Here is a 23367-nt window from a genome sequence, read left to right as displayed (position 1 = left end):
CGTTCGTTGTTACCACCGTACGGACGAGCTGTAGCTCGTGCAGTCACTTTTTAGATCCTGCGCCATCCTGGCGCAGGGATACGTCTGTTGATGTACGCGACATGCAGGAGACGGATGTTCCGTTTCCGCGTCGCCTCAGCTCAAGTTGTCCTTGGCTTGCGGATAGTTATCGAACACCTGTGGGAGAGGGTTCATTCCTAGCTTGTCCAGGTGCGCCAGGGCGGCGCCGACGGCGGCAACCTCACCTAGGACACTGTCGCGTTGGATGACCCAAACGAACTCGTTCTCGGATGACGGCAACGTGCGCGGCAAGGTGGTGAGTCCGATCCTTTCGAACTCTTCGCTGATTTGTGTGCACAGCTCGGAGCTGAGTCGAGCTCGTCCCGGCGCGGCGTGCTTCTTGATGAAGTGCATGGACAAGCGCTTGATGCCGTGGTCAACCTCGACTGCGTGCTTGATAATTGTGAAGTCCATAACTCAATACCTTACCGAGTTGATAAGGGAGTTGAGAAGGGGGTTGGGGCTACCTCCTCCGGGGTCAATGTGCGTGGCTGGCGGCAGCGCGGGCGCGAAGTCAGCTTGAACAGCGCCACTCCTGTCACGTCAGGGCAGTGGCCACCACCATCAGCGCCAGGAGTCCTTCGCCCCCACGCTGGTCCGCCGCTCCCGCGAACGCTATCCGCACGCATGGGTGCAGCCACCGACGGCCGGATAGGCGCTACAGGGCTGCTCTCCTCAACCGCCCCCCCCGGCAAGCAGGCGCACACCTTCTACGACCAGCTTCCATTCTGCGCGGTTCACCTTGGTCGGCAGCTCGCCTTGATCAAGGTTGTTCTTCCCGAGGTGCGGGGGACCGCGCGTGGCGGCGAGCTCGTCTATATGGCCCCGGCCGCCAGCAGGCACTACACGGTGCGGATCACCCATCGGTGCCGGCATGACTGCGCGCAACTATCACCGACCCTGCATCCGCGCCCCCGTGATCCCTGTCGTGGGCCTTGGGATGGCACCTGCGTCACTGGCTGCGGCGAGTCAGGAAACGCTGGGCTGGTAGTAGCCGCGATTCCTTGCTGTGCCACCGCTCGCTCAGGATCCCGAGGGCGGGGGGTGAGCATCTGCCGACCGGTGAGAGCGAGCATTCACCGAATACGTGATCTTGTGAGCAGCTTTGGGAGCCGCCTCCCGTACTTGGCTCCCAAGAGTGTCCCAGAAACCACCCAGGGACCCGACCCGCTAAGCGGATCAGGCCCCTGACCTGGTACTTCGGCTGTCGGGGTGGCGGGATTTGAACCCACGACCTCTTCGTCCCGAATGAGGTTCGGGCAGGATCACGACCGGTAGTGATAGGTATCTGTGCTGGTCAGACGCATGGTGCGGAGTGGCCTCGCGTGGGCTCGGTGGGCCTCGGCTGGAAGATCATCTCCCGGATTTCTCCCAATGGGGAGCGGTCACCTGCAGGATCGGCGCGGACCGTTGTGGTTGCAGCAGCAAGTTTGCGTGTCGGGTGAGCCTCTTGCGGCGGGCGCGCCGGGAGTGCGTCGTCGTCCCGTTCCACCGGAACTCGCGCCCCACCGCCCTGATCTCGCGCACGTTACGTCCGGCATGCACTGGCTCCTCGTGGGGGCCCAGCGTGCTTTCCAAAATGTCCGTTTAGGGGTTCTGGGGTGTGCGGGAGCGTCCTGACCTGCGGTACGACCGTGACTGGTGTGGTCCGCGAACGGCGTCGTACGTCGGTGAACGCAACCCGAGATGCAACCAAGCGCGCGCTCGACCGTGCTGTAGAAACTCGCAGTGGCGGGGGCATCGGATGCCCCATAAGACGTCGTTTCGTTTGGCGTAGTGGCTCGTTGTCCAGAACATGTCGAGCCTTGTTGAGCGTACGGTGCCTGAGGAGTTGTGGGAGCTGTTCCGGCGAGTGGTGCCGGAGAGCGTGGTGATACGTCCGCAAGGGGGCGGGCGTCGGCGGGCCGGGGACCGTGAGTGCCTGGCGGCGATCATCTTCGTCGCCACCTCGGGCTGCTCGTGGCGGCAGTTGCCGCCGGTGTTCGGGCCGGCCTGGCCAACGGTCTACCGGCGCTTCGCACAGTGGTCCAAGGCCCGGATCTGGGCACGCCTGCACCGCGTCATCCTCGATGAACTCGGAGCCACCGGGAAGTTGGACTGGTCCCGGTGCGCGATCGACTCCGTGAGCGTCCGCGCTCTCAAAGGGGGCTGTTGACCGGACCGAATCCGACCGATCGCGGCAAGAGCGGATCGAAGATCCATCTGATCGTCGACCGTAACGGCCTTCCGCTTGTGGTCGCCATCTCTGCGGCGAACACGCACGACAGCCTGGCGCTACAACCTCTGATCCAGTCCATTCCACCCGTCCGGAGCCGCCGCGGGCGGCGCCGAAGGCGCCCGGGGAAGTTGCACGGCGACAAGGGCTACGACTACGACCACCACCGCCGATGGCTGCGCGCACGAGGGATCACGCCTCGAATCGCGCGTCGCGGGACCGAGTCCTCCCAGCGATTGGGCAGACACCGCTGGGTCGTCGAGCGCACCATGTCCTGGTTGAGCGGCTGCCGCCGGCTGCACCGACGTTACGAGCGCAAGCCCGAGCACTTTCTCGCCTTCACTGCCATAGCCACCAGCCTGATCAACTATCGCCGACTCGCCAAGTGAAGGCTGCACGGGCGGAGGCGGCTTTGCGCTGATCACCTGGATGGGCGCGCGACCGTGCTTCACAATGGCTCCCTGTGACGAGCACCCTGATGACCACCGCCATCGCAATCGTCGGCACGCTCCTGGGCAGCGGACTGACGGCGCTTGTGACCGCTCGGATCGAGCGGCGAAAGAATGAGGCTCTGGAACGGCAGCAGATACGCCAAGAGGCCGCACAAGATCGGGCTGCGCTTCGTGAACTACGGGTCGAGCACCGGAGGTGGCGCCGGGATCGTCGACAAGCTGCCTACCAAACCTTGATGGATGCAGCTCATGAAGCGCAGGGGGCTATCTGGCAACTGGCACGGCTGACGCTGGAGCCCTACGACCAGCATCGCTATGACATACGGCGTGGTGCAGCCATCGATGCTGTACGTGTGACTCGGCAGGCGGCGAACACTGTTGAGCTCGAAGGACCCGCTGGTGTGGCGCAAGCTGGTGCCGAATACGCCGAAGCCATAGATCGGCACATCCACCCGCCCATTCAGTACCTGATGGAACTGAGTAGGGGGCCGCTGGCTGATGAGCAGAAAGACCGCTATCGCTCCTCAGCCACGGAAACGGGCCTTGCCGTGGAGGACATGCGGCGGCGCTTCGTTCCTCTCGCGCGTGCGGCCCTGGACGAGTTGGTGGACGAGGCTGGCCAGGGGACGCAGGCGGCTGCATGACAGGGGCAATCGGACCTCTCATTACGGTCCCCGGCCCGCGACGCCCGCCCCCTTGCGGACGTATCACCACGCTCTCCGGCCACCCGCCGGAACAGCTCCCACAACCTTAGGCACCTTCCCATCCGCTATCTCATCCGCTCAACAAGGCTCTCCATGTCCTGGACAAAGAGCCACTGCGCCAAACGAAACGACGTCTAATGCGGCTCCACACCATGTAAAGCGGACTGGGCTGGGGGACTTCTATGGCGGCGTGGGACTTACGACTGGAGCATTGGGCCATCCGGCTCTGGGCTCGCCACAGGCTCTGGCAGAGGAGATCCAGCCAGAGATGGGGCTGGGCCGGGACTCGGAGGAGCGAGCTGGATGCGGCCATGGAGTCGTTGGGCATTCCGGTTGCTGAGGCACCGGGAGTACACGGCGTTCTCGGATCCTGGCGCCCTCGTTATGGAGCTTGTGCGCTGGCCGTCATATGCGGTTGGTTCGCCGTATGGGCAGCCGTCCGAGTCTCACTCGCGCTAGTGGAATCTGGAGTTGCGTGGCTGCACTGGGCATGGGGCATCAAGGCAGTGGAGCACTACCGGTGGATGGGTAAACCGGAGAACCAAGTGGCCATGGGCTTTGGTGACTGGATGGTCATTCTGGTGATCATGTTCGGGGTGATTTTCGTGCCTGTATTGCATGCGATGCGGTGGAGTTCGACTGCGCAATATCGATTGGTTCGAGCGGTGATCGATGCTGTCATCGCCGGCGCCGAGGCAAGCGCAGCGCCTCGGGGAAGGGCGAAGGCCAAAGCGCTCCGGAATGTAGACCGAAGCTGCAGACTTGTCGAGCAGCGCCTCTTTCAGGTGCACACCATCGCGCGTTCGGTCCCGCGGCGTTCTTCCAGACTTCGACCGATCAAGCGGCATGCCGCGCTCGTCGCCGGTGCGCAACGGGTCGCGCTGCATCAAGTGGATGTGGCTCCGGCGCGTGCGCTCACCGAGCTTGCGCGTCTGCAGTTGGCCATCGCTGAGAATCACTTGTGTGGTCAGCAGGCAGCCCTTCTGTCTAGCGAGCGGCTACAGGAGGTACGGCCTGTGTCCCGCTTGCGCAACACCTGGCTCGAGTCCGCTCATATCGCGCTGGCAATCGTCGCAGCCATGGTTGCGGCGGTGCTCACGGCACGCGTACTGCCGGTCATCGGTGTGGGCGACGATCTGCGCCCGTGGCTAACTCTGGGAGCGAGTGTCCTCGCTGCGACTCTGGTAGCGGGCTGGGGTCGCGTTGCGCGCATCATCGAGCTTCTGCCTGTCTGACGAGGTTGATGGTTCGACGGAACGGTGCTGCCTAGCGACGGCCTAACTGGTGTCACACTGGGCGGGTGAGAGCTGAGCCCGTCGGCATTGGCTCCGCCTGCTCTGAGATTGCGCGGTGCAAGCATGAGTTCTGAGGGACCCAAGGTGGCCTACAGTCGCTGCCTGATCGGCGGCCGTTCAAAAAAGATGCCTTGCGACCCTAAGCGCAAAGGGCGGATGACATACCCCGAGGCGGCCCGAGAATTGCGCGTCAGTGAGAACTGGCTGCGGGCCCACATCATGGAGCTGCCGCATGGGAAGATCGGCAAGTTTGTGTACTTTACCGAAAATGATCTCGAACGTATCGATGAGATGTTCCATTGCGAGCCGGATGTGCGGTCGGCGCGGCCGACAACGCGTCATCCAATCGCGGAGCTGAAGCCCAGCTCACGAGCGCGCCCCAAGGCGAGCCCCAGTTCGTGAGCGCGGTCTGCTCCGTGGCCAGCTGCGCGCTGGTGGTCGGCGACGGACGCCAGCGGTTCAGCTAGACAGGGGAAACCTTCAGGTCGTGCCTCGAAATCGATCTGTTGGCAGAGCCCAATCTCCTGGGTAAGTGGATGCAGACCTTCCGCGAGATCCGTTCGGTGGGCTGAGCTGCGCTTCCATTCCCCCTCCTTCACTGGTGGATCTTCGTAGGACTTCGGTCTGCCGAAGCTGAACATATTTCGGCCATTCCTACGCGCGCTGCGGCCTGTTGTGCACAATGTCGCTTTTGTGGTCTGGCGGTCTCCGTCATTCGCCGTGAAAATGCCCGCCGTAAGTGAGAACGGGGGAATGTATGGGAGCTGCCTGGGGCACCAAGGCCCGGGGGAGGAAGAGGCACGGGGAGTCGGGACCCGGCCAATGGCCGGGTGTCCCCACGCAGCGGGCACCGCACCTAGCTGATACCCCTCGGCCTGCTGAGGTGGAACCGACGGCCACCGAGGTGACGAGGCTTCTGTGTCAAGCGGTGTACGCGCGGCCGGACCGAGCGAAGCAAATCAAGGCATGGTGGCGCATGTTCCGGGGCAAAAACGCCCCCGCGAAGAGGCCGCGTCGTAGCACGCGTCGGCCCATCTACCTGGAGGGCAGCGACGACTGCCCTCCGCTGGGTGAACCGACGGCTCAGTGGGTTGTCGACCACGTACTGAATGGCCCGCCGGCTCCCGTGCCGTCCTATGGGTTCGATCTTGTCCCTGTGGTGAGGCACAGTGTGCGTGCGCACCGAGGTAAACGCCTACGGCGTCTGTGCTTCCTGCTGCTTCTGGCAGGAGTCGGGTACGTCACTCCTTGGGCGACAGCGATCTGGCTGGGGGCAATCACGATCGCCCTCACCATGAGGTGGGCAGCGTTTCGAGCCCAGCGCAAACAGAGGCGCAACAGTCGATTGGCCCGTCGCCCACGTCTGGCATACCTACCTCTCGTCATCCCATGGCTGCTTGCGCTGGTGCCCTACCACTCGGGTGGGGACGTGGTGTCGGCGACTCGTCTTGGCCTAGCCGTAGTGCCGTTCGGCTTTCTCGCCGGGATGGTGGTGGTGTATGCCGGGGACCGGCTCCTTGCGAGATCCGCGCTGTCCGTGTTGAGCCGCGAGAAGGTCTCCCGCGATGCATTGCCGTGGGCGACGCCGAGGGCCTCTCGGAGGGTATCCGTGCTCGGAGAGGAGCAGGAGGGGCGTCTCCTGCCCTACGACGCTTCGCAGCACTTCATCGGTGCCGGCCGTGATCATTGGGGAGCCGCCCACATCAACATCCCTCTAAAGCCTAAAGACCCCGAGGAGCCGGTCAAGTCCTTCGGTGAAGCCGAACTACTGCGGCGTGTAGGTGCCGCACTTGACGAATTGGGCCGTGGCGTAAGGGAGATCACGGACCCGCTGCCAGGGTTTTCCATGGAGCGGGTGCTCGGGCTACCGTCCCACCTCTGGCTACAGCGGACTCGGGAGGGAAACGGGGAAGCCCCAGACCTGGCGGGCAGGGGCCGTAAGTCGCCTTCCAGTGAGCCGGAACGCCTATACCTGCGCGCGCAGTGCATCACCTGGAACGGCCAGGTCGTGGTCAGCGTTTTCGTGCACGCTGCTTTGGAAGCGGGTGAGTTGAGGCTGACCGTGCGACCGCACGTGATGACCCCGCTCTACAACGAGCTGAAAGTGACGGCTGCCTCTGCCGGGCAGCACGGCATACGGCTGTGGAGATGGGTAACGGTCCAGGCTCTCCTGGATGCAGTTGTCGGTCCACTCACTCTGTGGCGAAGGGTGGCCCGTATCGGTCTCGGCGAGAGCATCGAGAGTCACGTCGAGGAAGAGGGCCCGGTAAGCATCAGAGACCGTTACTCGACCGAGGAAGTCACTGATATGCACCAGAGCGACGATGCCAAGCGCCACGTCGTCCTCATAGAGACCTGCGTCTTCCGCACGGTTGCCTCCTACCTGCGCGACCGGGGCATCGACACCACCGCATACGACCAGCAGGTAGCCGCCGTGACCAACAACATCCAGATCTATGGCGACAACAACGCGCCCATCCAGAACGTCGTCGGCAACGGCAACAGCAACGTTGGACAAGGCCCCGCTAAATAGGGAGGAAAGAAATGGCCATCGGACGACGCCGACCGGACCCCACATCCGAACCGGGACACGGGTCGGGCATCAGTATCGGCGGCAACAACATCGCCCCACTCCAGAATGTCGTCGGGCAGAACATCTCACGCGTGTACCAAGCTGCATCGGCAGACGGGACCACCGACGTCGAGGCCGTTCGGGATATCCTCATCACGTTCCGCGAGGATCTGGACCGCAACGCGGCTGGTCTACAGCACGTAGAGGCGCTGAGGGCCATGGCGGGCACGGTAGACGGCTCGCTCACGGCCCCGGCCGAGAGCGCGACCACGTTGAGGGGGGTCGCGCAGGCGCTGCCGGCACTCGTTCTCGGGACGGTTGTCCAGCAGAGCGGAGAGGCTCTCGCGCATGCCGTGAATGGGCTGCTGAGCTGAACCCCCGGGGGGGGGGGGCCTGCTCGAAGCTTATGGGGAGCTGTGTTCCGCACTTGGCGCCCAAAGTGCCCCTGGAAACAACGCAGGGGTCCGCGTATGCGGAATTAAGCCCCTTCACGTTCTCGGGAGAAGCACCGCAAGATAGGTGCTGTGGAAGACGAAAGCACCCTCTCCATCAAGCTCGTCACGATGGATCGCGCGGCATCGTGCACCATCTTCACCCGCTCGGATGGGAAGGAGGCCCGGTTCCCCCTGGACCCCTCCCCGTTCGAGGACACGAGCGTCATAGCCAGACTGGACTTCAGTCCAGCCTTGGCAGCCCTCCTCGCTACCACCCTGAGCGGTGATCAGGTCCTCTTCGAAATGCCACTGGCGGGGGCCCCTGATCAGTTGGCAGGACGGCTCGTCGTGTACCTCGACCAGAACCAGTGGAGCTTGCTGAGCAACGCATCCCACGGTGCGCCGACGAGCAGCGAGGCAGATCGAGCCGCTGCCCTGAGACTCAAAGAATGGGTGGACCAACGCCGGATCGTCTTGCCTGTTTCTGCCGGCCATTACTACGAGACCGGCAAACGGTTCAGCACGGATAAGCGCTACGACCTCGGGTTGACGATCCTTCAGTACAGCCGAGGCTGGCAGATGCGCGATCCGCTGCAGGTCCGACGAAACGAGATTTACGATGCCTTTTGCCACCGACTAGATCAACCCGGCAACGTGCGTAATGCCCCGGTTTTCACTCTCGACCCGGATGCTCTTCACTCCCCTACCCGCCGGGCCGAGGCTGGTGCTGAGATGCCGTCTACGTTCCAGAACCACTTTGTTTTCCAGCCCGAGGCGCTAGTCGCTGCCTCCGGCTCCATCGATGCCATGCTCGACACCCAGAGGGTTGGGGAGGGGCCGGACACCGGGTGGACCGCGGCAAGCCAGCGGTTCAGTGACTGGCTGGACGAGCTTGACCAGGACTCACAACAGAAGCGCAGGGCCATTGACATCCATCTCGTGACGGATCTGCAGCGGGAACTGGCCGAGGAGGCAGCTGCGGCAGACGTTTCGAAGGAACTGTTCCGGCGCTGGGGCTTCAAAGGCTGGGTGCGGGCCATTGGCGAGTCTCCTGCTGTCGACCTCTTCCGGGAGATGCTTCAGAGTCGGCATCTCAACAAGGGCACGAGGCGGCGCCCTAATGACCTGACTGACATGATCTACCTTTCCTGCGCGGCCGGATACGCGGACTTTGTCGTCTGCGAGAAGCACATGCGCGATCCGTTGCAGCACGGCCTGAGGCGCATGGGGCGTTCGACGCCCATGTACCGCAGGCTTACTGACGCCGTAGCGGCCATCGAAATGGCCCTGGCAACATCCGTCCCTGTCGACCCCGCGCAGTAGCGCTGGACGCTCCTGCGCCCGGCGTTCTCTCAGCGCCACGGTTCGCATGTTCCGCCTCTGCTGAACTGGTAGAAGCCCGCGTCGTTGTAGGACCTCAGGATCGCTCGTAGTTCCACGCCTGACCGGTCTGGCGGTACTCCTCGACGGGGATCGGGAAGACCCCGGTCTTCATGCGGGCCGTGTAGAGCACCCCATCGAGGTGGTCGATCTCGCGACGGATGAGGCGGGCGAGACCTGTCCTACTGCGTCGCTCTTGCCTTGATCGACTTCGATGTTCCAGGCGGGGTGGAGATCCGGCATGTGGAGAAGTACAGCGGCAACCACGTTGAGGCCCGACCCACGCTGTACTCGAGTGGGAACTTCCGTATGAGTACCGGAAAGATCGAGTTCATGACGAGGTAGATCCGATGGCGGGCATGGACTCTTAGAGGAGTACGAGCCTGAACGCAGCGGCTCGCTTGGCCATCCGCTGCTTCCAGGGCGTTGGATCCTCCTGGGCGATCTCCCGCCACAGCGCCGCAGATGCGGAACCGAATGCCGTGAGTGCCTCCGGATCGGTGTTCCGCCACGACGGGAAGCGGCCTGCGAACATGATCGCGTCCTCCGCCGGGTGGCCGGCGTCCATGAGCCTCAGCGCCAAGGCGCCTGGATCGATCCACGCCGCACCGCGCGTTGGCCACGCCCAGTCGATGAGGCGAGCACGCCCGTCGGCGATCAGGACGTTGTGTGGTGCGAAGTCGGTGTGCAGCAGGGTGTTGCCGCTGAAGTGCTGGAGCGTTCCGGGCGGAGCGTAATCCGCCCAGCGGTCCACCGCGTCCTTGATCTCGATGTCGGCCGGAGCTGTGATCCGTTGCAGGTCGGTGAGCGCGGCTTCTACGAGCACCAAGTCGGCCGAGCCGGGGCTGTAGTCGGCATGGCGACCGCTGAGGACCTCGTATCCGAGGAGACTCCATCCACCGACTTCCAGGTGCCAGTAAAGGCGGGGACAGGACGTTGGCAGGTGGGGGGCGATCTCCGCCTCGCGCCGCTGTGCTGCGACCTGCGGATGATCACTCGCGATGCCCTTCACGAAAACGCTGCCGCTCTCGGTCTCCAGGACGGAGGCGACGCCGGAGTTCATGCCGCCGGTCATGGTCACCGCCTGATGCACGGGGCCGGTCTTGTCGGTGACAGCTTGGCGGACGTCGGCGGGGAGCTGCTCGAAGGGAATGCGAGACATGGACACGCGCGGTTCCTCATGGGGCTCGGAGACAAGGGAGTGCCGCCCCAGACAGGGTATGACCGGGGCGGCACTCATGGGGCGCGTACGCGAGCGGTGCGGCGCCCGCCTGCGGTGTGTCTAGTACGGCTGGTCGTCGCCGGCCGAGCAGCTGCACTCGGCGCCTTCGGCGGCCTCGTCCAGGTCGGCGATGATCTGGACCTCGTCGTCACGGATGGCTGCGGCCGGAAGTGGCACGGCCAGGGCGCCGGTTGCACCATCGGTGGGGCGCCGTCCGATGGTGAGCAGCACCGGTTCGCGTGGCGGGGTGAGGGTTGTGGTGGGTGGGGTCATGATCCGTAGCCTCCGTGTTGGCAGTAGAGCTCTCGACGGTCCCCCGCCTCCTGGTAGAGCTTGGCCAGCGGCCGGCAGGTACGGCAGGTGCCGACCTTCGTGCAGCCGGAGCATCCACCGGTGCGGAGCTGTAGGGACTCGGCGATGGCGCCGAGCCGGGGGAGGGCGGCGACGCCCTCGGTCACGAGGTTCACGCTCGGGTCGCGGCCGACCTTGCAGACGGACGCGATCCCGTGCGGGTTCACGTGGAAGAAGGTCCGGCCCGCGTTGCAGCCGGTGAAGACGCTCCGGGCCTTGATGTGGCCCTCGGCCTGCGTCGCCAGCGGGTTCGCCTCGCCGTCGATCGTCGGCGACATGTTCGTGAAGACCTGGTGCGGGAAGGCGTAGCGCGCGCACAGAGCCACCATCGCGTCGAGTTCGTGAGCGTTGTCGTCCGACACGATCACGTTCAGCCGGACAGGCAGCCGGTCCTGGTGGGCGGCGTCCAGGCCCTGGATGAACCGTTCGAACGCGCCGCGGTTGCGGGTGACCTTGTCGTACGTACCCGCGGTCGCGCCGTAGACGCTGAGGGTAAGCCGGTAGGGGCGACGGCGTGCGAACAGCCCGCGGATCGGCGGCTTGCGCAGGGACGAGCCGTTCGAAGAGACCTGCACCATCATCCCGAGCTGGTGGGCGTACTCGTAGGCCGCGCCGAACTCGCGGTCGATCAGTGCCTCGCCACCCGTGATCTGCAGCCAGAGCACGCCCGCGTCGCGCATCGTCCGCAGGAGCTGCTGCTTGCCCGCCCAGTCCAGGCCCTCGAAGCGCTTCTCGCCGAGGTAGCAGAACTCGCAGTCGTAGTCACAGCCGAGGTTGATCTCCCAGGATGCCTTCGCGTACCCGTACGGCGAACGCTCACGGACGAGGACGAAATCGCCGACCGGCCCGTCGGGCAGTTCGATGCCCCACGCCTGCCGTGCGGCATCGGCAAGCCAGGCCGGCAGGGGGTCTCCCTCGTGGCTCGCGGCGCGCAGCTCCTCGTAGCGGATCCCAGGAATGCGCACACCGACCGCATGGCCTGGCTGAAGAAGGAGGTGCTGGGCGAGGAACGGGCTGGCCACGAGACGCGTGCTTGATGCGGCAGGCGCAGCCCGATCCGGTGTGCCGGTTGCGGTCATCGGACCTCCAAAGGGCGGTCGTCGCGGTCTGAGCCGGGAGGGCTGATCGGGTTTGCGTCGTCACCCGCGGTCTTGAAGCAGGACCAGATGACCTTTCCGAGCGGGGTACGGTCCTTCACTCCCCACTCGTCGGAGAGCGCGGCCACCAACATCAGGCCCCTCCCGGAGATGTCTGTGACGGCCGGCTCGCGTACGACGGGCTGCTGGCGACGGCTGTCGTGCACTTCCAGGCGTACGCAGTTGTCGTCGATGTCGAGCCGGACGAGGAAGCCGTGCCCGCGGGCGGTGCCGTGGACGACGGCGTTCGTGGCGAGTTCGGAGACGCACAGGCGGATGTCCTCGGTGCGGCTCGTCAGGCCCCAGCCGTCCAGCGCCCGGGTGGCGAACTCCCTTGCCCTGCGGACGGACTGGTGTCGAGCGTCGAAGAACTGCTGAAGCGACTCGGGCATGGGGTGCCTCATGACTCCGTGCTCAGGGGGCGAAGTGGTGCGGGGAAGCGGCGGTGGGCGATCGGGTGGCGAGGTACGTGGACGGGTCCGATGCGGGGACGGCGGGCCAGCAGCAGGCGGGCGCCGGTGGCCTCGATACGGCGCGTGCGTTCGGTGGCGAGGTGCTTCGGTCCCAGGTGGGACAGGGCGGGGACGATGACGCCGTAGACATCGGGAAGGGCCAGCGCGTCCAGCAGACCGGTGAAGGCGGTGGAGGTCGGATCGGTCGTCGCGCGCCTGTCCTTGAAGACGCCGGAGAGCTGCAGCTCATGGATCCGGCAGTACTCCGTCAGTGACGCCTGTAACGCCGTTTGACGGGCTACGGAGACGCCGACCAGCCGCAGGAAGCCGTAGACGACGGGCCCGTTGACCGGACGGTGCTCGGTAAGGAGTTCCATGCTGGTGACCGTCCAGGGACTCGGCGAAAGAGTGACCCCTTGAGCGTCGCCGTACCCCAACGCGCAGGGAATCGCCCGCTGTTCCACTTGCGCTCTACTTCCGCCCCACCGGCCGCACGCTTCTGCTTCCATGGCTGGTGGAAGGGAGCGACGTGTGGCGACCGTGCACCATTGGACCGGCCTGGAGGCCAGAGCCTTACGGCTCGCCCTCCGCCTGAGTGTGCGGGCTTTCGCCGAGCGACTCGGTCTCGCCGTCGCGACCATCTCCAAGTGGGAAAAGCTCCGGTCCGCGACCGAGCCCCGCCCTGACACGCAGGCCATTCTCGACACCGCGCTCGGCCGCGCCGATGCCTCCGTGCACCTGCGCTTCGAAACGCTCCTGTCGGAGATGGCCGGCCCCGGGCAGGTGGCAGCCGGACGCCGGGTGACGGCTGCCGGGCCCAGAGCCTGGGAGTACGAGTCGTGGACCGACGACCTGGATCGTGCCGTTGTCGCCTTGTCCCGACAGAACTTCACCTTCGCGGACAGCCTGCTGGGCCGATGGCTCAACCGTTTCACGGCCGCCGAACTCGACGACAAGGGCCTGTACCTCTACGCCCGTTCCACCGCGTTACTCGGAGACCTCAAGCGTGATCGGGGCGCCGTGCTCGGACCGCTGTCCGCCCGCCACTCCTACGCGGGCGCGCGCTCGATCTTCACCCAGCTCGACATCCCCCGCCGCGTCGCCCAGCTCGATCTGTCCCTCGCGGTCGTCTCGGAGATGTCCGGTGACCTGGAGGCGTCGGCCCGTACGTACGAGACGCTCGCTGTCGACGACCGGCTCTCTCGCCGTGACCGGGCCAGAGCCCGCCTGTGGGTGGGCACGGCACTCAGCAAGGACGGCAACCACGACTACGCGACCCGCGTGATGCAGGCCGCGACCCGTGAGTTCGAAGACCTCACCGAACCCGACGACTGGTCGGTGGCCCATCAGAAGCTAGCCCTGGCCCGCCGGGGCGTCGGAGACCTCACCCAGGCCATGCACTTCATCGACATCGCCCGAAGCAGCGGGAGCACCGACTCACCGATGCAACGCGTACGACTGGACACCGCTCACGGCCACATCCTGCTCTCCGACACGGCGACCCGCGATGATGGGCTACGCGTTCTCGGCCAGGCCGCTCGGACGGCCGCGCAGTACGGCCTCGTGCACCAACTGCGCAGTATCGAGAGCGTCAAGGCCAGCAGTGAGGGGCCGCCCGGGGCCTCGCCGACGGTGATCAGGGAGACGAACGCGTGAGTGACAACCAGCAGGGCATCGCCGAAGACCAGTGGCACCAGGCCAAGGCGATCTGGGACTTTCACCAGATGCACCACCAGGCCCGCCCCGTGGACGTGGCGATCGGCCTGGGCAGCCACGACCTGGGAGTGGCCACGCGCGCCGCCGAGCTGTACCACGCGGGTCTCTTCCCCACGCTGGTCTTCACCGGTGGCAACAGCCCGACCACCGCCAAGGTCTTCCCTCGCGGCGAAGCGGTCCACTTCCGCGAGCACGCCATCGACCTCGACGTCCCAGCCTCAGCGATCCTGCTGGAGCCCCACGCCGCGAACACCGGGCAGAACATCACCCTCGCCCGCGAGGTCCTGGCCGACGCCGGCATCACCCCGGAGAAGGTGCTGCTGGTCTCCAAGCCCTACATGGAACGGCGGTCGTACGCCACCGCCCGCAAGCTGTGGCCCGAGGCCGAGATGGTGTGCGCCTCGGAAACCCTGGAGTTCGACGACTACCTCAAGTCCATCGGCGACGAGAAGCTCGTGGTGGACATGCTCGTCGGCGACCTCCAGCGGGTGATCGAGTATCCGAAGCTCGGGTTCGCCATCGAGCAGGAGGTCCCGGAGGACGTGCATGCCGCGTACGAATCCCTCATCCACGCCGGCTTCACCAGCCGCCTCATCGCTTCCTGAACTCACCTTCCCGGGCAGCCTGTGCGCCATCCACCAGCCCAACTTCATGCCCCGGCTGACCACGCTGGCCAAGCTGTTCGCGGCGGACCACTGGATCGTCCTGGACGACGTGCAGTTCGTCCGCCGCGACTACCAGCACCGCGCCCGCATCGCCACACTCGACGGCCTTGGCCCGAACCGGTGGCTGACCATCCCCACTCACCGCCCCTCCGGGCGCGCCACCCTCATCAGAGACACCCTGATCGCCGACCCTGCCGCGGCCCGACGCAGAGCCTCATCGATCCTGCGCCAGCAGTACGGGACCAGTCCTCACTGGCCCGCCGTTGAGCGAGCCCTTCAGCCGGTCTGGAACGCGTTCGACACAGGAAGGGTCGCGACGGTCGCCACGGCCTCGACTCGCGCCCTGCTCGAACTGCTCGGCTGGCGGGGACAGATCTTCACCAGCAGCACCTTGCCGACACGCACGGGCCGGTCCGAGCGGCTGGCCGACGCCACCGGCGCACGCGCGTACCTGTGCGGCACCGGCGGCATGACCTACCTGGACCATGCCCCCTTCACCGAGCTGGGCGTAGCCGTCGTCCCGTTTCTCTCCCCGGCCACTGGGCTGTGGGCCTCGGGGCGACAGGTCAGTGCTCTACGGGCGCTGGCCTCCCGCGGGCCCGACGCTGTGGGAGCTCGGTTCCGGGCTCTCGCGTTCGCCCACGATGCGCTGGGGTGCGCGGCCTGACACCCGCTTCGGGTACGGAGGCGGGTGTGACCAACACGAAGCGGGTGGAATCAACGTCGGCGTGCCTGTGGGGGCTGCGGCTGGGAGACCGGCGCAACCGTTGTCGGTCGGACCGGCGCGACCGACCACCGCGTCGCACTCCGTATTCGTGCCACACGCGCACGCTCACTCGGAACCGGCCTGGCGCTGAGTCGCTCGATGCGCCAGGTCAGCACCCGTGCGGGGCTTCGGGCGTCGTCGAGCGCCCGTTCGTCGGCGGTCTGTTGGAGCAGTTGCTTCGGATCGTGTCCGGCCTTCTCGGCGGCCGCGAGCACGGCCGTGAGTGCGTCGAAGGACGGGTCTTCGGCCACCTGCTTGGCATGGTCCGGCATGATCTGGTGGATGAGGAGGGTGTGGCGCTGCACCACATGCTGGAGTGGCCGGCGCTGGGCGAGTGCGGTCAGTGGTGCAACGGCTGTGTGCTCGTAGGCGGCTTGCAGGTGGATGAGGGTCTGGTGGGCTGCCGCCACCTGCTGGTCGTGGTGGCGGAGCTGGTGCCAGCGGGCGGCGGCGATGACGGCGAGGATCGCGGCGTCGAGGAACATCGCCAACAGGGCGCCGTCCTTGGGGGCGGGTTCGCGGATCATGGCGCGCACGGCGCCGCGTAGGGCGCGGGCGCGCTGGTGCTCGGCTTGGACGCGAGAGCGGGTGGCGCGTTCGAACGCCTCGGCTGCCTGCCTCAGCTGGGGGCGAATGGTCTGTGGTGCGCGGAGGGGCAAGGCATCAAGGGCTTCGCCGAAGGCGGCCAGGTGGGCCTGGGCTGCCGCGTCCTCAGCGTGTTCGAGGCGGTGGGGGATGCGTTCCGCGGCGGCAGTGGCCTGGTGCCACGGGTTGGTTGTGCGGGGGCTCTGCTGTGGTTCGGTGGCGTCGAGGCGCTTTCGGATCTTGGGGAGGGACAGGTCCGGGGCTAGGGCGGAGCCGGAGTACCAGATCGGTTCCTGCTGGGCGTTGGTGTCGCCTTTGAGGGCGACGGTGTAGCCGCGTACGTCGCCGGACGGGAACTGCTTGACGTCGACCATGATGTGGTCGGTGTGCTGGAGCAGGCCGATGAACTCCTCGGTGCTGGTTGCGGCGGCCACGGCGGTACGCACCGTGGTGCGCAGGCGTTCGCGGGCGGTGCGGGCCTGGCCGGCGCGCTTGGCCTTCTCCTGCTCGGCGCGGGTGGGCCGTTTGGCTGCGGTGCGGTCGCCGCGCACGACCTGGAAGAGGTCGTATTCCTTCTCGATGGTGGCGAGTTCGCGGTCGACGGTGAGGTAGTCGTTCCAGTGGCGTGCGGTGCGCAGGTCGGCCCGTACCTTGGTGGCGGCGATGTGGATATGGTCCGGCGCGTGGCGGACGGCGACCCAGCGGCAGCCGTCCGGATCACCGTCTGGGGCGATGCCGGTGGCGGCGACGACACGGCGCGCGATGTTGGCCCACTCCTCGTCGCTGAGGATGCGGTCGGTCCCGGCGGCGCGGACCGAGCAGTGCCACACGTGCTTCTCGGGGGCGCGGCCGAGCCTGTCGGCCTGCTTGACGTGCAGGTCGAGGTCCGCGACCAGGCGCCGCCTCGTGGCGTCCGCGTCGGTGGCGCGGCCGGGGTCGGGGGCGAAGCTATCCCAGGCGGCGACCAGGTGCGGGTCGGTGTGGCCCTTCTTGCGGGTGTCGAAGAGGTAGTGGATGAGGCCGGCCGTACTCTGGCCGTTCTTGATCTTCGCGATCATCAGGCCGCCTTGTGGCGCACAGCCTGGTTGGCAGCCTGCGCGATCTGCTCGACGGCAGTGCCGATGGCGGTCCAGGTCTGTGTGGCCTGAGTGAGCAGGGCGGTGTCCACGGGTTGTGGATGGCCGCCGCTGTTGAGCTTCTTGGCGATCTGGTTGATGTTGTTGCCGGCCTGGCCTGCCTCGCGGCGCAGGGCGTTGATCTCGTCTATGTAGTCGTCGAGTTGGGTGCGCTGGCCGGGCACCGTGAGGTCTCCGTGGACGTGAGCGAGGGTGACGACGGCGACGTAGTGGGCGCCGCTGATGTTCAGCGACCTGGCCTTGGCGAGGATGGCGGCCTTCTCCTCGGCGCTATAGCGGGCATCGACACGGTTCTTGCGCTGGCCGTTCGGGTCAGGCTTGCGACGGCGGGCGACGCGGTGCAGGGCGGCTTCTTCGGCGGCACGCGGAAACGGCACAGCAGCGACGGTCTCGGCGATGGCGGTCTGTTCCTCCTCGGGCACCCCCTGGTGCCCGCCTGCCTCCGCCACCCCTAGGGCGGAGGCTTCCCCGTAGGACCGGCCCTTGGACGGTCCAGCGGGATACCTTGCTCCGCTGTTCAGGCCGGTGGTCATCTCCTTCTGGGGGGTGGTGAGTTCGTGTTGCAGGTCGTGCATGGGCTGGTTCTCCGTCGGGTCCTTGGGCGAGTGTTCGCTGTGTGCGGACACGGTGCCCCCTCGTGCTGGTCGGCACGGAGGCGGCGACCGGTGCGAGTGTTGGGTCAGGCGGTGCTGGAGAGGACTGCAGCGGGTTCCCTCTGCTGCTGAATGGTGGCGTCGTCGTGGATGTCGAGAGGCTTGCCCTTGAACCCGTCGTCCGTGCCCGGCTCGGGCCGACTGGCGCGCTCGGCCCTCAGTTGGTCGCGCACGGTGCGGGCGCGCGTCTGGGCGATCCGCAGTTCGCTGCGCAGTCGCTTGGCGGTCAACAGGTCGTCGCTCCAGTCGGCGGTCAGGCGGCGGCCTTCAGCGAGCACTTCGGCGTCGGTGCGGTGGCGGTCGGTGGTCGACTCGGCGTTGGTGAGACGCGGACCGGTCGTCTCGTGCGGGGCGGCTTTGGTCGACTTCGCCATGGTGGTCGACCGGGGCGGTCGGGCAGTGAGGGCCGACTCGTCGGCTCCGGTCGATCCCGTCATGTGTGCCTCGTCGACCTTCGTGGAAATCGACTCGGACGGCTCCTCGGGAACCGATTCGGCTCGGTCGGTCACCGACGGTGCGGCCTGCTCCCTGGCGCGCTGGCCAGCGGATTCTTCTCGTTGCCGGCTGACCGACTGGGCCGAGTCGGCCGCCTCGTGCTTGTGGTGCAGCACCTTTGCCACGAGGTCCGAGCCGAAGTAGATCGACCCGACTGGGAGTGACGTGGCCAGCAGTACGAGGGCCCAGTTCGCAGGCTCCCAGCTGGTGAGTCGACCCAGCCGGGTCGACTCGGTGCGCAGGGTCGGTATGAGCCCGTGGACGTAGTTCAGCAGGAGGCTGGCGATCGTGTAGGTCGCCAGTACCCGTAGCGCGAACTCCCGGTCGGAGCCGGTCAGCACAAGCGTGGCGATGAGTGCGAGGGCCATGAGCCCGTCGACCACGATCGGGTAGAGCAGGGCGGCGGTGGGATCGGCGCCGATGGCGCGGGCTACGTCGGACAGCGCGTTCCACGAGACCCGGAAGGCCATGAGGACGACGGCAATCAGGCCGAGAACGAGGGTGGCGCGTGCGCCCGCCCGGCGGCCACTTCCAGGATCGGCAGCGGGGCGATGCTGATGCGAATCAGTTCGGCTGAGCAGGGCGGTGATGCGTGCAAGCAAGCGGGGGTGCTCCAGGTGGGCTTGGGGTGGCGGTCTCGGCGCAGAGGCGGGCAGGGCGTGGCCGCCGTGAGGTGCGGGGACTCGTACCACTCGTCGCGTGCCTGGTCAGCACAGGTACGAGTGGCGTGGCGATGTCGAGACGACTCGTTGCGGGTACTTCACTCGTCCCCGCACTGACCTGCGCGGGGACGAGTGATGCGAGTGGAGTCGAGTCAGGCTGCGGTGCCGGGCGCCGGTCCGTCGGCTGAAGAGGCGGGCGCGTCTGTCGCCTTCGGCTCGGGGCAGTAGCGCGCCCAGGTGTCGAGGAATTGGTTGCGCGCGAAGCCCTTGGCCTGAGTGCCGTCGGGAAAGCGGCGGTTGGCCGAGCCGATGCCGTACGGCTTGAGCAGCAGTTGCAGGCCGCGCGGGGTCAGGCCGTTTGCGCCGTACTCCGCCCACGGTGCTTCCCTGTCTGCGTTCAGGGATTCCAGCAGGTGCTTCGTGCTCAGCACGGCAGGGTCGCCGACGGCGGCGAAGGCGCGGCGGATGCCGGTCAGGAGGCGGGTGCGCAGGCCGCCCTCCTCGTCCTGGCCGGCCTCGTAGTCGGTCATGGTGCGGCAAGCGGTACGAGCGAGCGCGGGCCAGTCGCCACCGGCGAGATCGGCGACGATGATCAGCGGCTCCCAGGTGTCCGCCGCGCGGTCCTCGACCGGCATCGGTGGCTCCATCTCCATGGCCAGCTCATAGAGGGGCTGGAGCCACGCGCGGAGGCGATCGCGGATCGCGTTCAGGGCGGGTGTGTCCCGGCCAGTGCGGAAGGACGCCACCTTCTCGCCCGCTGCTCGGCGGCGCATTCGGATGACCACCGCACGGTCCATGATCGTGTCCGGCAGGTCGCCGATCCCAGCCAGTGCTGCCATGGCGAAGGTGGGGAACTCCTGCACCTGGTGCTCCGGCCCGGACACTCGCAGCGTCGGCCGGCCACGCTGGTGTCCGGCGTTGATGAGTCCGCGGACCTCCTCGTTCTTCTCTGCGGCCTTGGTGGAGCTGAACATGGTGTCGGCCTCGTCGACCAGCAGTGTCGGCGGGTCCTCCCCGTCGATCGACCGGAAGATCGCCGCCGCGCTGGCGTTGACCGTGATCAGCCGGTTGTGCACTGTCTCGGTCACTACGTCCAGCAGGCGGGACTTACCGCACCGCTTCTCCGGCGCGACGATCGCCAGGCGCGGCGCGTGCTGCCACGCACGCTGCAGATGCGTCGCCGCGACCCACAAGGCCACCGCTGTGACGGCCTCCTCGCTCGGCATCGCCACGTACCGCTTCAGCTGTGCCCGAAGGTCGTCCAGGATCTGCGCCCCCTGAGACAGCGGCGTAGGCAAGGCGGTGTCGTCGGGGTCCTCTTCTGTTAGAGGCGCGCCAGCGCCGGACGGCTGGCCAGGGACGGCGACTGGGGGCCACGGCGTACCGGAGCCGTCGGGAAGGGATGGCGTATTCGGCTGGGCATCGGTCATACTGAGCATCAGCTCCTCTGCTTGCGGGCCATATGGGACGGCAATCCCGGACTCCGCAGGTTGATCGCTAGGGATGGCGGTTAAGAGGTTTGCGCTTGAGCCCCCGGCATCGCCGGGGGCTTCTTTCATGTGACTTGCGGGCGTGCGGACTCCTGAGGGCAGTGAGGTGGGATGCCATCACTATGCCACACGAATTGCAGATCGCATAAGTGCTTTGCGTCTCGCAGTAGCGATGCTACTGTTTAGGCTGTGCTGCAAACCGCAGTGCATCGCTACGAACGGAAGGGGGTGCCGGTGGCGGAGGAAGAACCGCCCGAGGGGGTCCTGCTCAGCGGCGAGGCGAACGTTGCCACTCGCATCAGGGTGGAGCGTGAGGCGCGCGGCTGGAGCACCAACGCCCTGTCGGACCGGCTCAACGAGGCTGGCTTTGAGATGAACCCGTCCGCAGTCTGGCGGATCGAAAACGGCAAGCGCCGCATCAACCTCGACGACGCCATCGGCTTCGCCGAAGTCTTCGGCATCGACCTGCGCAACCTCGTCGGGCCACCGCAGCTGGCTGCCAAGGCCCGCGCCATGGAACTCATCGACGAGGTCGTGGACGCGTTCCGCGCCACCCAGAGAGCCAACATGGCCTTCACCGAGGCGCGCGACGCGCTCGACGCCTATTTGACCGAGCACCCCGATATCCGCGAGGAAGCCGACCTCATGGTCCAGAGCGCCATCGCGGAGGAGGCCAGCAAGACCATGCTGAAGATGCATGGCCCTCCGCCCGGTGGCCGTGACGGTCACTCCACCGGCGAGGCATAGCCTCCGGCACCCCCTCCCGGCCTGGAGCCGCAAACCCCCAGGCCGGGCAGCTCACCCACATCCCTAGCGATCGACCGGCGGGTCGGCGTTGCCGCGCCCCATGTCCGCCAGAAGAGGACCCACCCCTTGCGCCAACCCGCGATAACCCCTGCCTCGGCACCGACTTCGCCCGCCGAGGCCGGCCTGACGCGTCTCTACGTCCCCGAGGAAGTCGCAGCCGTCCTCGGCTGCTCCGCCTGGTGGGTCAAGGACCGTGCCCGCCGCCGGCTCATCCCGTTCACCCGCGTCGGCCGTGCTTACCGCTTCTCGGACGAGCACCTCGCGGAGATCATCCGCATGCACGAAGAGCGCCCGGCCGTGAATGCGCAGCGCACCGGCGGCGCTCCTGCGCCGACGCGCAAGCCTCCCGCTCGGCACCGGCCCGATGTGGCTGTACCCACCGTCCGGCTCCAGGCCCGGCCACCGCGACGGATGACCAAGTCCCAGTACGAAGCAGCTGCTTAACGCACCCCATACGACAGAAGGGAGGGAGATCTGTGGGGTACGCAGAGAAGCGCAGTGGCTACTGGCGTGGCCGTTACAAGATCGAGGACGGCAAGTACGGCACCGTCGCCGATTCCACGGGCGCCGTGGTCAAGTTCGCCACCAAGCGCGAGGCCAAGCAGGCCGCAGACGCCGAAGAGGTGGCCGTTCGTCGTGGCCAGTGGCGCGATCCGGGCCTCGGCCAGGAAACCTTCGGCGAGTACGCGAGCCGCTGGTACGCCTCCCAGGACCTGGCTGCCTCGACCATGCAGAACTACAAGCGCCACATCGAGGAGCACCTGCTCCCTGACTTCGAGGACAAGGCGCTCGCCAGCATCCTGCGCACGGACGTCGAGCTGTGGGAGAAGAAGGAGCGCGCGGCCTACGCGGCATCGAGCGTCAAGACCTGGCGCTCCACGCTCCACCTGATCTTCGAGGACGCGATCGACGAGGGCCTGCTCACGTCCAACCCGGCCGCCCGGCGGCGCGGACGAGGCAAGCGCGCCGGTCGCTCTCGCGACCGCGGCCCGGAGAAGGTCGTCACCGACGCGCTCGGCATCCTGCTCACTGCCGAGCGGGCGGCCCTGCTCTCCGGCCGCGACGACGAGTTCGTCGCCACGGTCCTCAAGGGCTACACCGGCATGCGCTGGGGCGAAATCGTCGGCCTGGAAACGGAGTTCATCCGGCCTGGCGCGTTCCGCGTCGAGTGGCAGCTCTACGAGCTGGACACCGGAGAGCTGGTCCGCTGCCCGCCCAAGGACGACAGCTACCGCTACATCGACTCGACGGACTGGCTGTCCGCCCTGGTCTTCAACCACATCGCCCGTACGAAGCCGACGCCCTGCCCCTGCCACGGAAGGACGTACCTCTTCCGAGGCCAAGGCGCGGCGCGCACAGGAGGCCACCAGGGCGCCAAGCTCGTCGACGTCGCCCGCCGTGCCGAAGTCTCCACGGGCACGGTCTCGAACGTCCTCAACCACCCCGACCGCGTACGCGAAGACACGCGCGTACGCGTCGAACTCACCATCGCAGAGCTCGGGTTCGTACGCGGTGGCGCGAGTTCGGAGCACGCAGCTCACTGGCGCCGAAACGGCTTTGCCACATGGCTGTTCACCCCGGCAGCCTCAGGCTGGTACCCCAAGAAGGCTCCGCAGGAGGCTCGCCCGGTGCCGATTCTGGGTGAACCGTGGCCCGGCGTCCCGGCCCGAGGTCGGGGCGCTGCTGCTCGGGCGGACACCTGCTGGCTCCCGATTGCCAAGGGCCTCACACCCCACGGCCTGCGCCACACCCACCGCACGATGATGGAGGACCTCGGCACGGAGAAGGTCCTCATGGACGAACGCATGGGCCACATCGACGGCTCGGTCTCCGCGCGTTACGCCCATGTCACGCCCGGCATGCGCCGACGCCTCATGCTCGGCTTGACCCAACAGTGGGAGGCGGCACTCGATGCTCGGCTGGCCATGTCGCCTGCCTCGCCAGTGCGCGTGCTCAACGACCTTCTGCGCGCATGCGCAGCCGTCCTCCGATAGCTCCAAACGGCGCCCCGCCACACTGTCGCGGGGCACCGCCTTTATCGTCGGAAACCTACGACATCTGTCCGACGAGCGCGAGCGCGGGGACGCCCGCGCATCAGAGGCGTTCACTGGCGCGTCGA

23 protein-coding genes are annotated in these 23367 nt (G+C 66.8%); 13 read left to right on the top strand and 10 right to left on the bottom strand.

Features of this window, described 5'->3' with window-relative positions:
- Positions 1-135 precede the first annotated feature (135 nt).
- A complete protein-coding gene (locus HEK131_RS29450; protein ID WP_244451829.1) occupies positions 136-474 on the bottom strand; it encodes a hypothetical protein in 339 nt (112 codons plus the stop codon).
- Between the two features lie 1381 nt (positions 475-1855).
- On the opposite strand from HEK131_RS29450, the gene HEK131_RS29445 reads away from it, so the two are divergent.
- The 7 genes from HEK131_RS29445 (at position 1856) to HEK131_RS29415 (ending at position 9055) form a co-directional block, all read left to right on the top strand.
- Positions 1856-2664 (top strand): IS5 family transposase gene (locus tag HEK131_RS29445; protein WP_432215685.1). Its coding sequence is split into 2 segments (ribosomal slippage): positions 1856-2210 and positions 2210-2664, totalling 810 coding nucleotides; the frame shifts between segments, so codons are not numbered across the junction.
- Positions 2665-2738: 74 nt separating this feature from the next.
- Positions 2739-3371 (top strand): hypothetical protein, encoded by a 633-nt coding sequence (locus HEK131_RS29440; RefSeq protein ID WP_244451827.1) that lies wholly within the window; start codon positions 2739-2741, stop codon positions 3369-3371.
- Between the two features lie 584 nt (positions 3372-3955).
- Positions 3956-4666 (top strand): hypothetical protein, encoded by a 711-nt coding sequence (locus tag HEK131_RS29435; protein ID WP_244451826.1) that lies wholly within the window; start codon positions 3956-3958, stop codon positions 4664-4666.
- A gap of 144 nt (positions 4667-4810) precedes the next feature.
- Entirely contained in the window at positions 4811-5128 is a 318-nt protein-coding gene (locus HEK131_RS29430; RefSeq protein ID WP_244451825.1) for a helix-turn-helix domain-containing protein, read from the top strand.
- Between the two features lie 1003 nt (positions 5129-6131).
- Positions 6132-7259 carry a hypothetical protein gene (locus HEK131_RS29425; protein WP_234019234.1) on the top strand — a complete coding sequence of 376 codons (1128 nt, stop codon included), beginning with the start codon at positions 6132-6134 and terminating at the stop codon, positions 7257-7259.
- Between the two features lie 11 nt (positions 7260-7270).
- On the top strand, positions 7271-7672 hold the full coding sequence (locus HEK131_RS29420) for a hypothetical protein (protein ID WP_244451824.1): 402 nt from the start codon (positions 7271-7273) through the stop codon (positions 7670-7672).
- A gap of 150 nt (positions 7673-7822) precedes the next feature.
- A complete protein-coding gene (locus tag HEK131_RS29415; protein ID WP_244451823.1) occupies positions 7823-9055 on the top strand; it encodes a hypothetical protein in 1233 nt (410 codons plus the stop codon).
- 424 nt (positions 9056-9479) lie between these two features.
- On the opposite strand, the gene HEK131_RS29410 is transcribed toward HEK131_RS29415, so the two are convergent.
- The 5 genes from HEK131_RS29410 to HEK131_RS29390 all read right to left on the bottom strand — a co-directional run bounded on the left by HEK131_RS29410 (position 9480) and on the right by HEK131_RS29390 (position 12650).
- Positions 9480-10274: a hypothetical protein gene (locus tag HEK131_RS29410; protein WP_007823991.1), complete on the bottom strand. Its 795-nt coding sequence runs from the start codon at positions 10272-10274 to the stop codon at positions 9480-9482.
- Positions 10275-10394: 120 nt separating this feature from the next.
- Positions 10395-10607: a hypothetical protein gene (locus tag HEK131_RS29405; RefSeq protein WP_244451822.1), complete on the bottom strand. Its 213-nt coding sequence runs from the start codon at positions 10605-10607 to the stop codon at positions 10395-10397.
- On the bottom strand, positions 10604-11707 hold the full coding sequence (locus HEK131_RS29400; RefSeq protein WP_244451821.1) for a radical SAM protein: 1104 nt from the start codon (positions 11705-11707) through the stop codon (positions 10604-10606). Before HEK131_RS29400 ends, HEK131_RS29405 begins: the two co-directional genes overlap by 4 nt.
- A gap of 53 nt (positions 11708-11760) precedes the next feature.
- Positions 11761-12213 carry an ATP-binding protein gene (locus HEK131_RS29395; protein ID WP_244451820.1) on the bottom strand — a complete coding sequence of 151 codons (453 nt, stop codon included), beginning with the start codon at positions 12211-12213 and terminating at the stop codon, positions 11761-11763.
- An 8-nt stretch (positions 12214-12221) separates the two neighbouring features.
- A complete protein-coding gene (locus HEK131_RS29390; RefSeq protein ID WP_007823984.1) occupies positions 12222-12650 on the bottom strand; it encodes a hypothetical protein in 429 nt (142 codons plus the stop codon).
- 154 nt (positions 12651-12804) lie between these two features.
- On the opposite strand from HEK131_RS29390, the gene HEK131_RS29385 reads away from it, so the two are divergent.
- Genes HEK131_RS29385 through HEK131_RS29375 form a run of 3 tightly spaced genes read left to right on the top strand, consistent with a single transcriptional unit; the run spans position 12805 to position 15321 of the window.
- Entirely contained in the window at positions 12805-13929 is a 1125-nt protein-coding gene (locus tag HEK131_RS29385; protein ID WP_043255187.1) for a helix-turn-helix domain-containing protein, read from the top strand.
- Positions 13926-14594, top strand: a complete 669-nt coding sequence (locus HEK131_RS29380; protein WP_043255186.1) for a YdcF family protein — start codon at positions 13926-13928, stop codon at positions 14592-14594. The genes HEK131_RS29385 and HEK131_RS29380 overlap by 4 nt, the downstream gene beginning before the upstream one ends.
- Positions 14595-14640: 46 nt before the next feature.
- Positions 14641-15321: a WbqC family protein gene (locus HEK131_RS29375; protein WP_244452177.1), complete on the top strand. Its 681-nt coding sequence runs from the start codon at positions 14641-14643 to the stop codon at positions 15319-15321.
- A gap of 50 nt (positions 15322-15371) precedes the next feature.
- Here the strand turns inward: HEK131_RS29375 and HEK131_RS29370 are convergent, their stop codons facing one another.
- From HEK131_RS29370 to HEK131_RS29355, 4 genes are all read right to left on the bottom strand, one after another.
- Positions 15372-17063 (bottom strand): relaxase/mobilization nuclease domain-containing protein, encoded by a 1692-nt coding sequence (locus HEK131_RS29370; protein WP_244451819.1) that lies wholly within the window; start codon positions 17061-17063, stop codon positions 15372-15374.
- Positions 17063-17716 carry a plasmid mobilization relaxosome protein MobC gene (gene mobC / locus HEK131_RS29365; protein ID WP_432215715.1) on the bottom strand — a complete coding sequence of 218 codons (654 nt, stop codon included), beginning with the start codon at positions 17714-17716 and terminating at the stop codon, positions 17063-17065. The genes HEK131_RS29370 and mobC overlap by 1 nt, the downstream gene beginning before the upstream one ends.
- Positions 17717-17820: 104 nt before the next feature.
- Complete coding sequence (locus HEK131_RS29360; protein WP_244451818.1) at positions 17821-18891, bottom strand: DUF2637 domain-containing protein; 1071 nt, start codon at positions 18889-18891, stop codon at positions 17821-17823.
- A 212-nt stretch (positions 18892-19103) separates the two neighbouring features.
- On the bottom strand, positions 19104-20381 hold the full coding sequence (locus HEK131_RS29355; RefSeq protein ID WP_244451817.1) for a DUF3631 domain-containing protein: 1278 nt from the start codon (positions 20379-20381) through the stop codon (positions 19104-19106).
- A 294-nt stretch (positions 20382-20675) separates the two neighbouring features.
- Here HEK131_RS29355 and HEK131_RS29350 point away from each other — a divergent pair, with 294 nt between their 5' ends.
- The 3 genes from HEK131_RS29350 (at position 20676) to HEK131_RS29340 (ending at position 23242) form a co-directional block, all read left to right on the top strand.
- Positions 20676-21188: a helix-turn-helix domain-containing protein gene (locus HEK131_RS29350; protein WP_388827742.1), complete on the top strand. Its 513-nt coding sequence runs from the start codon at positions 20676-20678 to the stop codon at positions 21186-21188.
- 126 nt (positions 21189-21314) lie between these two features.
- A complete protein-coding gene (locus HEK131_RS29345; RefSeq protein WP_432215684.1) occupies positions 21315-21692 on the top strand; it encodes a helix-turn-helix domain-containing protein in 378 nt (125 codons plus the stop codon).
- A 32-nt stretch (positions 21693-21724) separates the two neighbouring features.
- A complete protein-coding gene (locus tag HEK131_RS29340; RefSeq protein WP_244451816.1) occupies positions 21725-23242 on the top strand; it encodes a LacI family DNA-binding transcriptional regulator in 1518 nt (505 codons plus the stop codon).
- Positions 23243-23367 lie beyond the last annotated feature (125 nt).

Origin of the sequence: Streptomyces seoulensis (genome assembly GCF_022846655.1) — a bacterium.
GTDB lineage: Bacteria > Actinomycetota > Actinomycetes > Streptomycetales > Streptomycetaceae > Streptomyces.
The sequence above is the reverse complement of the archived record's forward strand: the minus strand, read 5'-3'. Positions and strand labels throughout refer to the sequence as shown.

Excerpts from the sequence above, each read along its gene's own strand:
- HEK131_RS29450 (WP_244451829.1), bottom strand. The coding sequence starts at position 474 with ATGGACTTCACAATTATCAAGCACGCAGTCGAGGTTGACCACGGCATC.
- HEK131_RS29435 (WP_244451826.1), top strand. The coding sequence starts at position 3,956 with ATGGGTAAACCGGAGAACCAAGTGGCCATGGGCTTTGGTGACTGGATG.
- HEK131_RS29420 (WP_244451824.1), top strand. The coding sequence starts at position 7,271 with ATGGCCATCGGACGACGCCGACCGGACCCCACATCCGAACCGGGACAC.
- HEK131_RS29410 (WP_007823991.1), bottom strand. The coding sequence starts at position 10,274 with ATGTCTCGCATTCCCTTCGAGCAGCTCCCCGCCGACGTCCGCCAAGCT.
- HEK131_RS29405 (WP_244451822.1), bottom strand. The coding sequence starts at position 10,607 with ATGACCCCACCCACCACAACCCTCACCCCGCCACGCGAACCGGTGCTG.
- HEK131_RS29395 (WP_244451820.1), bottom strand. The coding sequence starts at position 12,213 with ATGCCCGAGTCGCTTCAGCAGTTCTTCGACGCTCGACACCAGTCCGTC.
- HEK131_RS29390 (WP_007823984.1), bottom strand. The coding sequence starts at position 12,650 with ATGGAACTCCTTACCGAGCACCGTCCGGTCAACGGGCCCGTCGTCTAC.
- HEK131_RS29375 (WP_244452177.1), top strand. The coding sequence starts at position 14,641 with ATGCCCCGGCTGACCACGCTGGCCAAGCTGTTCGCGGCGGACCACTGG.
- HEK131_RS29370 (WP_244451819.1), bottom strand. The coding sequence starts at position 17,063 with ATGATCGCGAAGATCAAGAACGGCCAGAGTACGGCCGGCCTCATCCAC.
- mobC (WP_432215715.1), bottom strand. The coding sequence starts at position 17,716 with ATGCACGACCTGCAACACGAACTCACCACCCCCCAGAAGGAGATGACC.
- HEK131_RS29355 (WP_244451817.1), bottom strand. The coding sequence starts at position 20,381 with ATGACCGATGCCCAGCCGAATACGCCATCCCTTCCCGACGGCTCCGGT.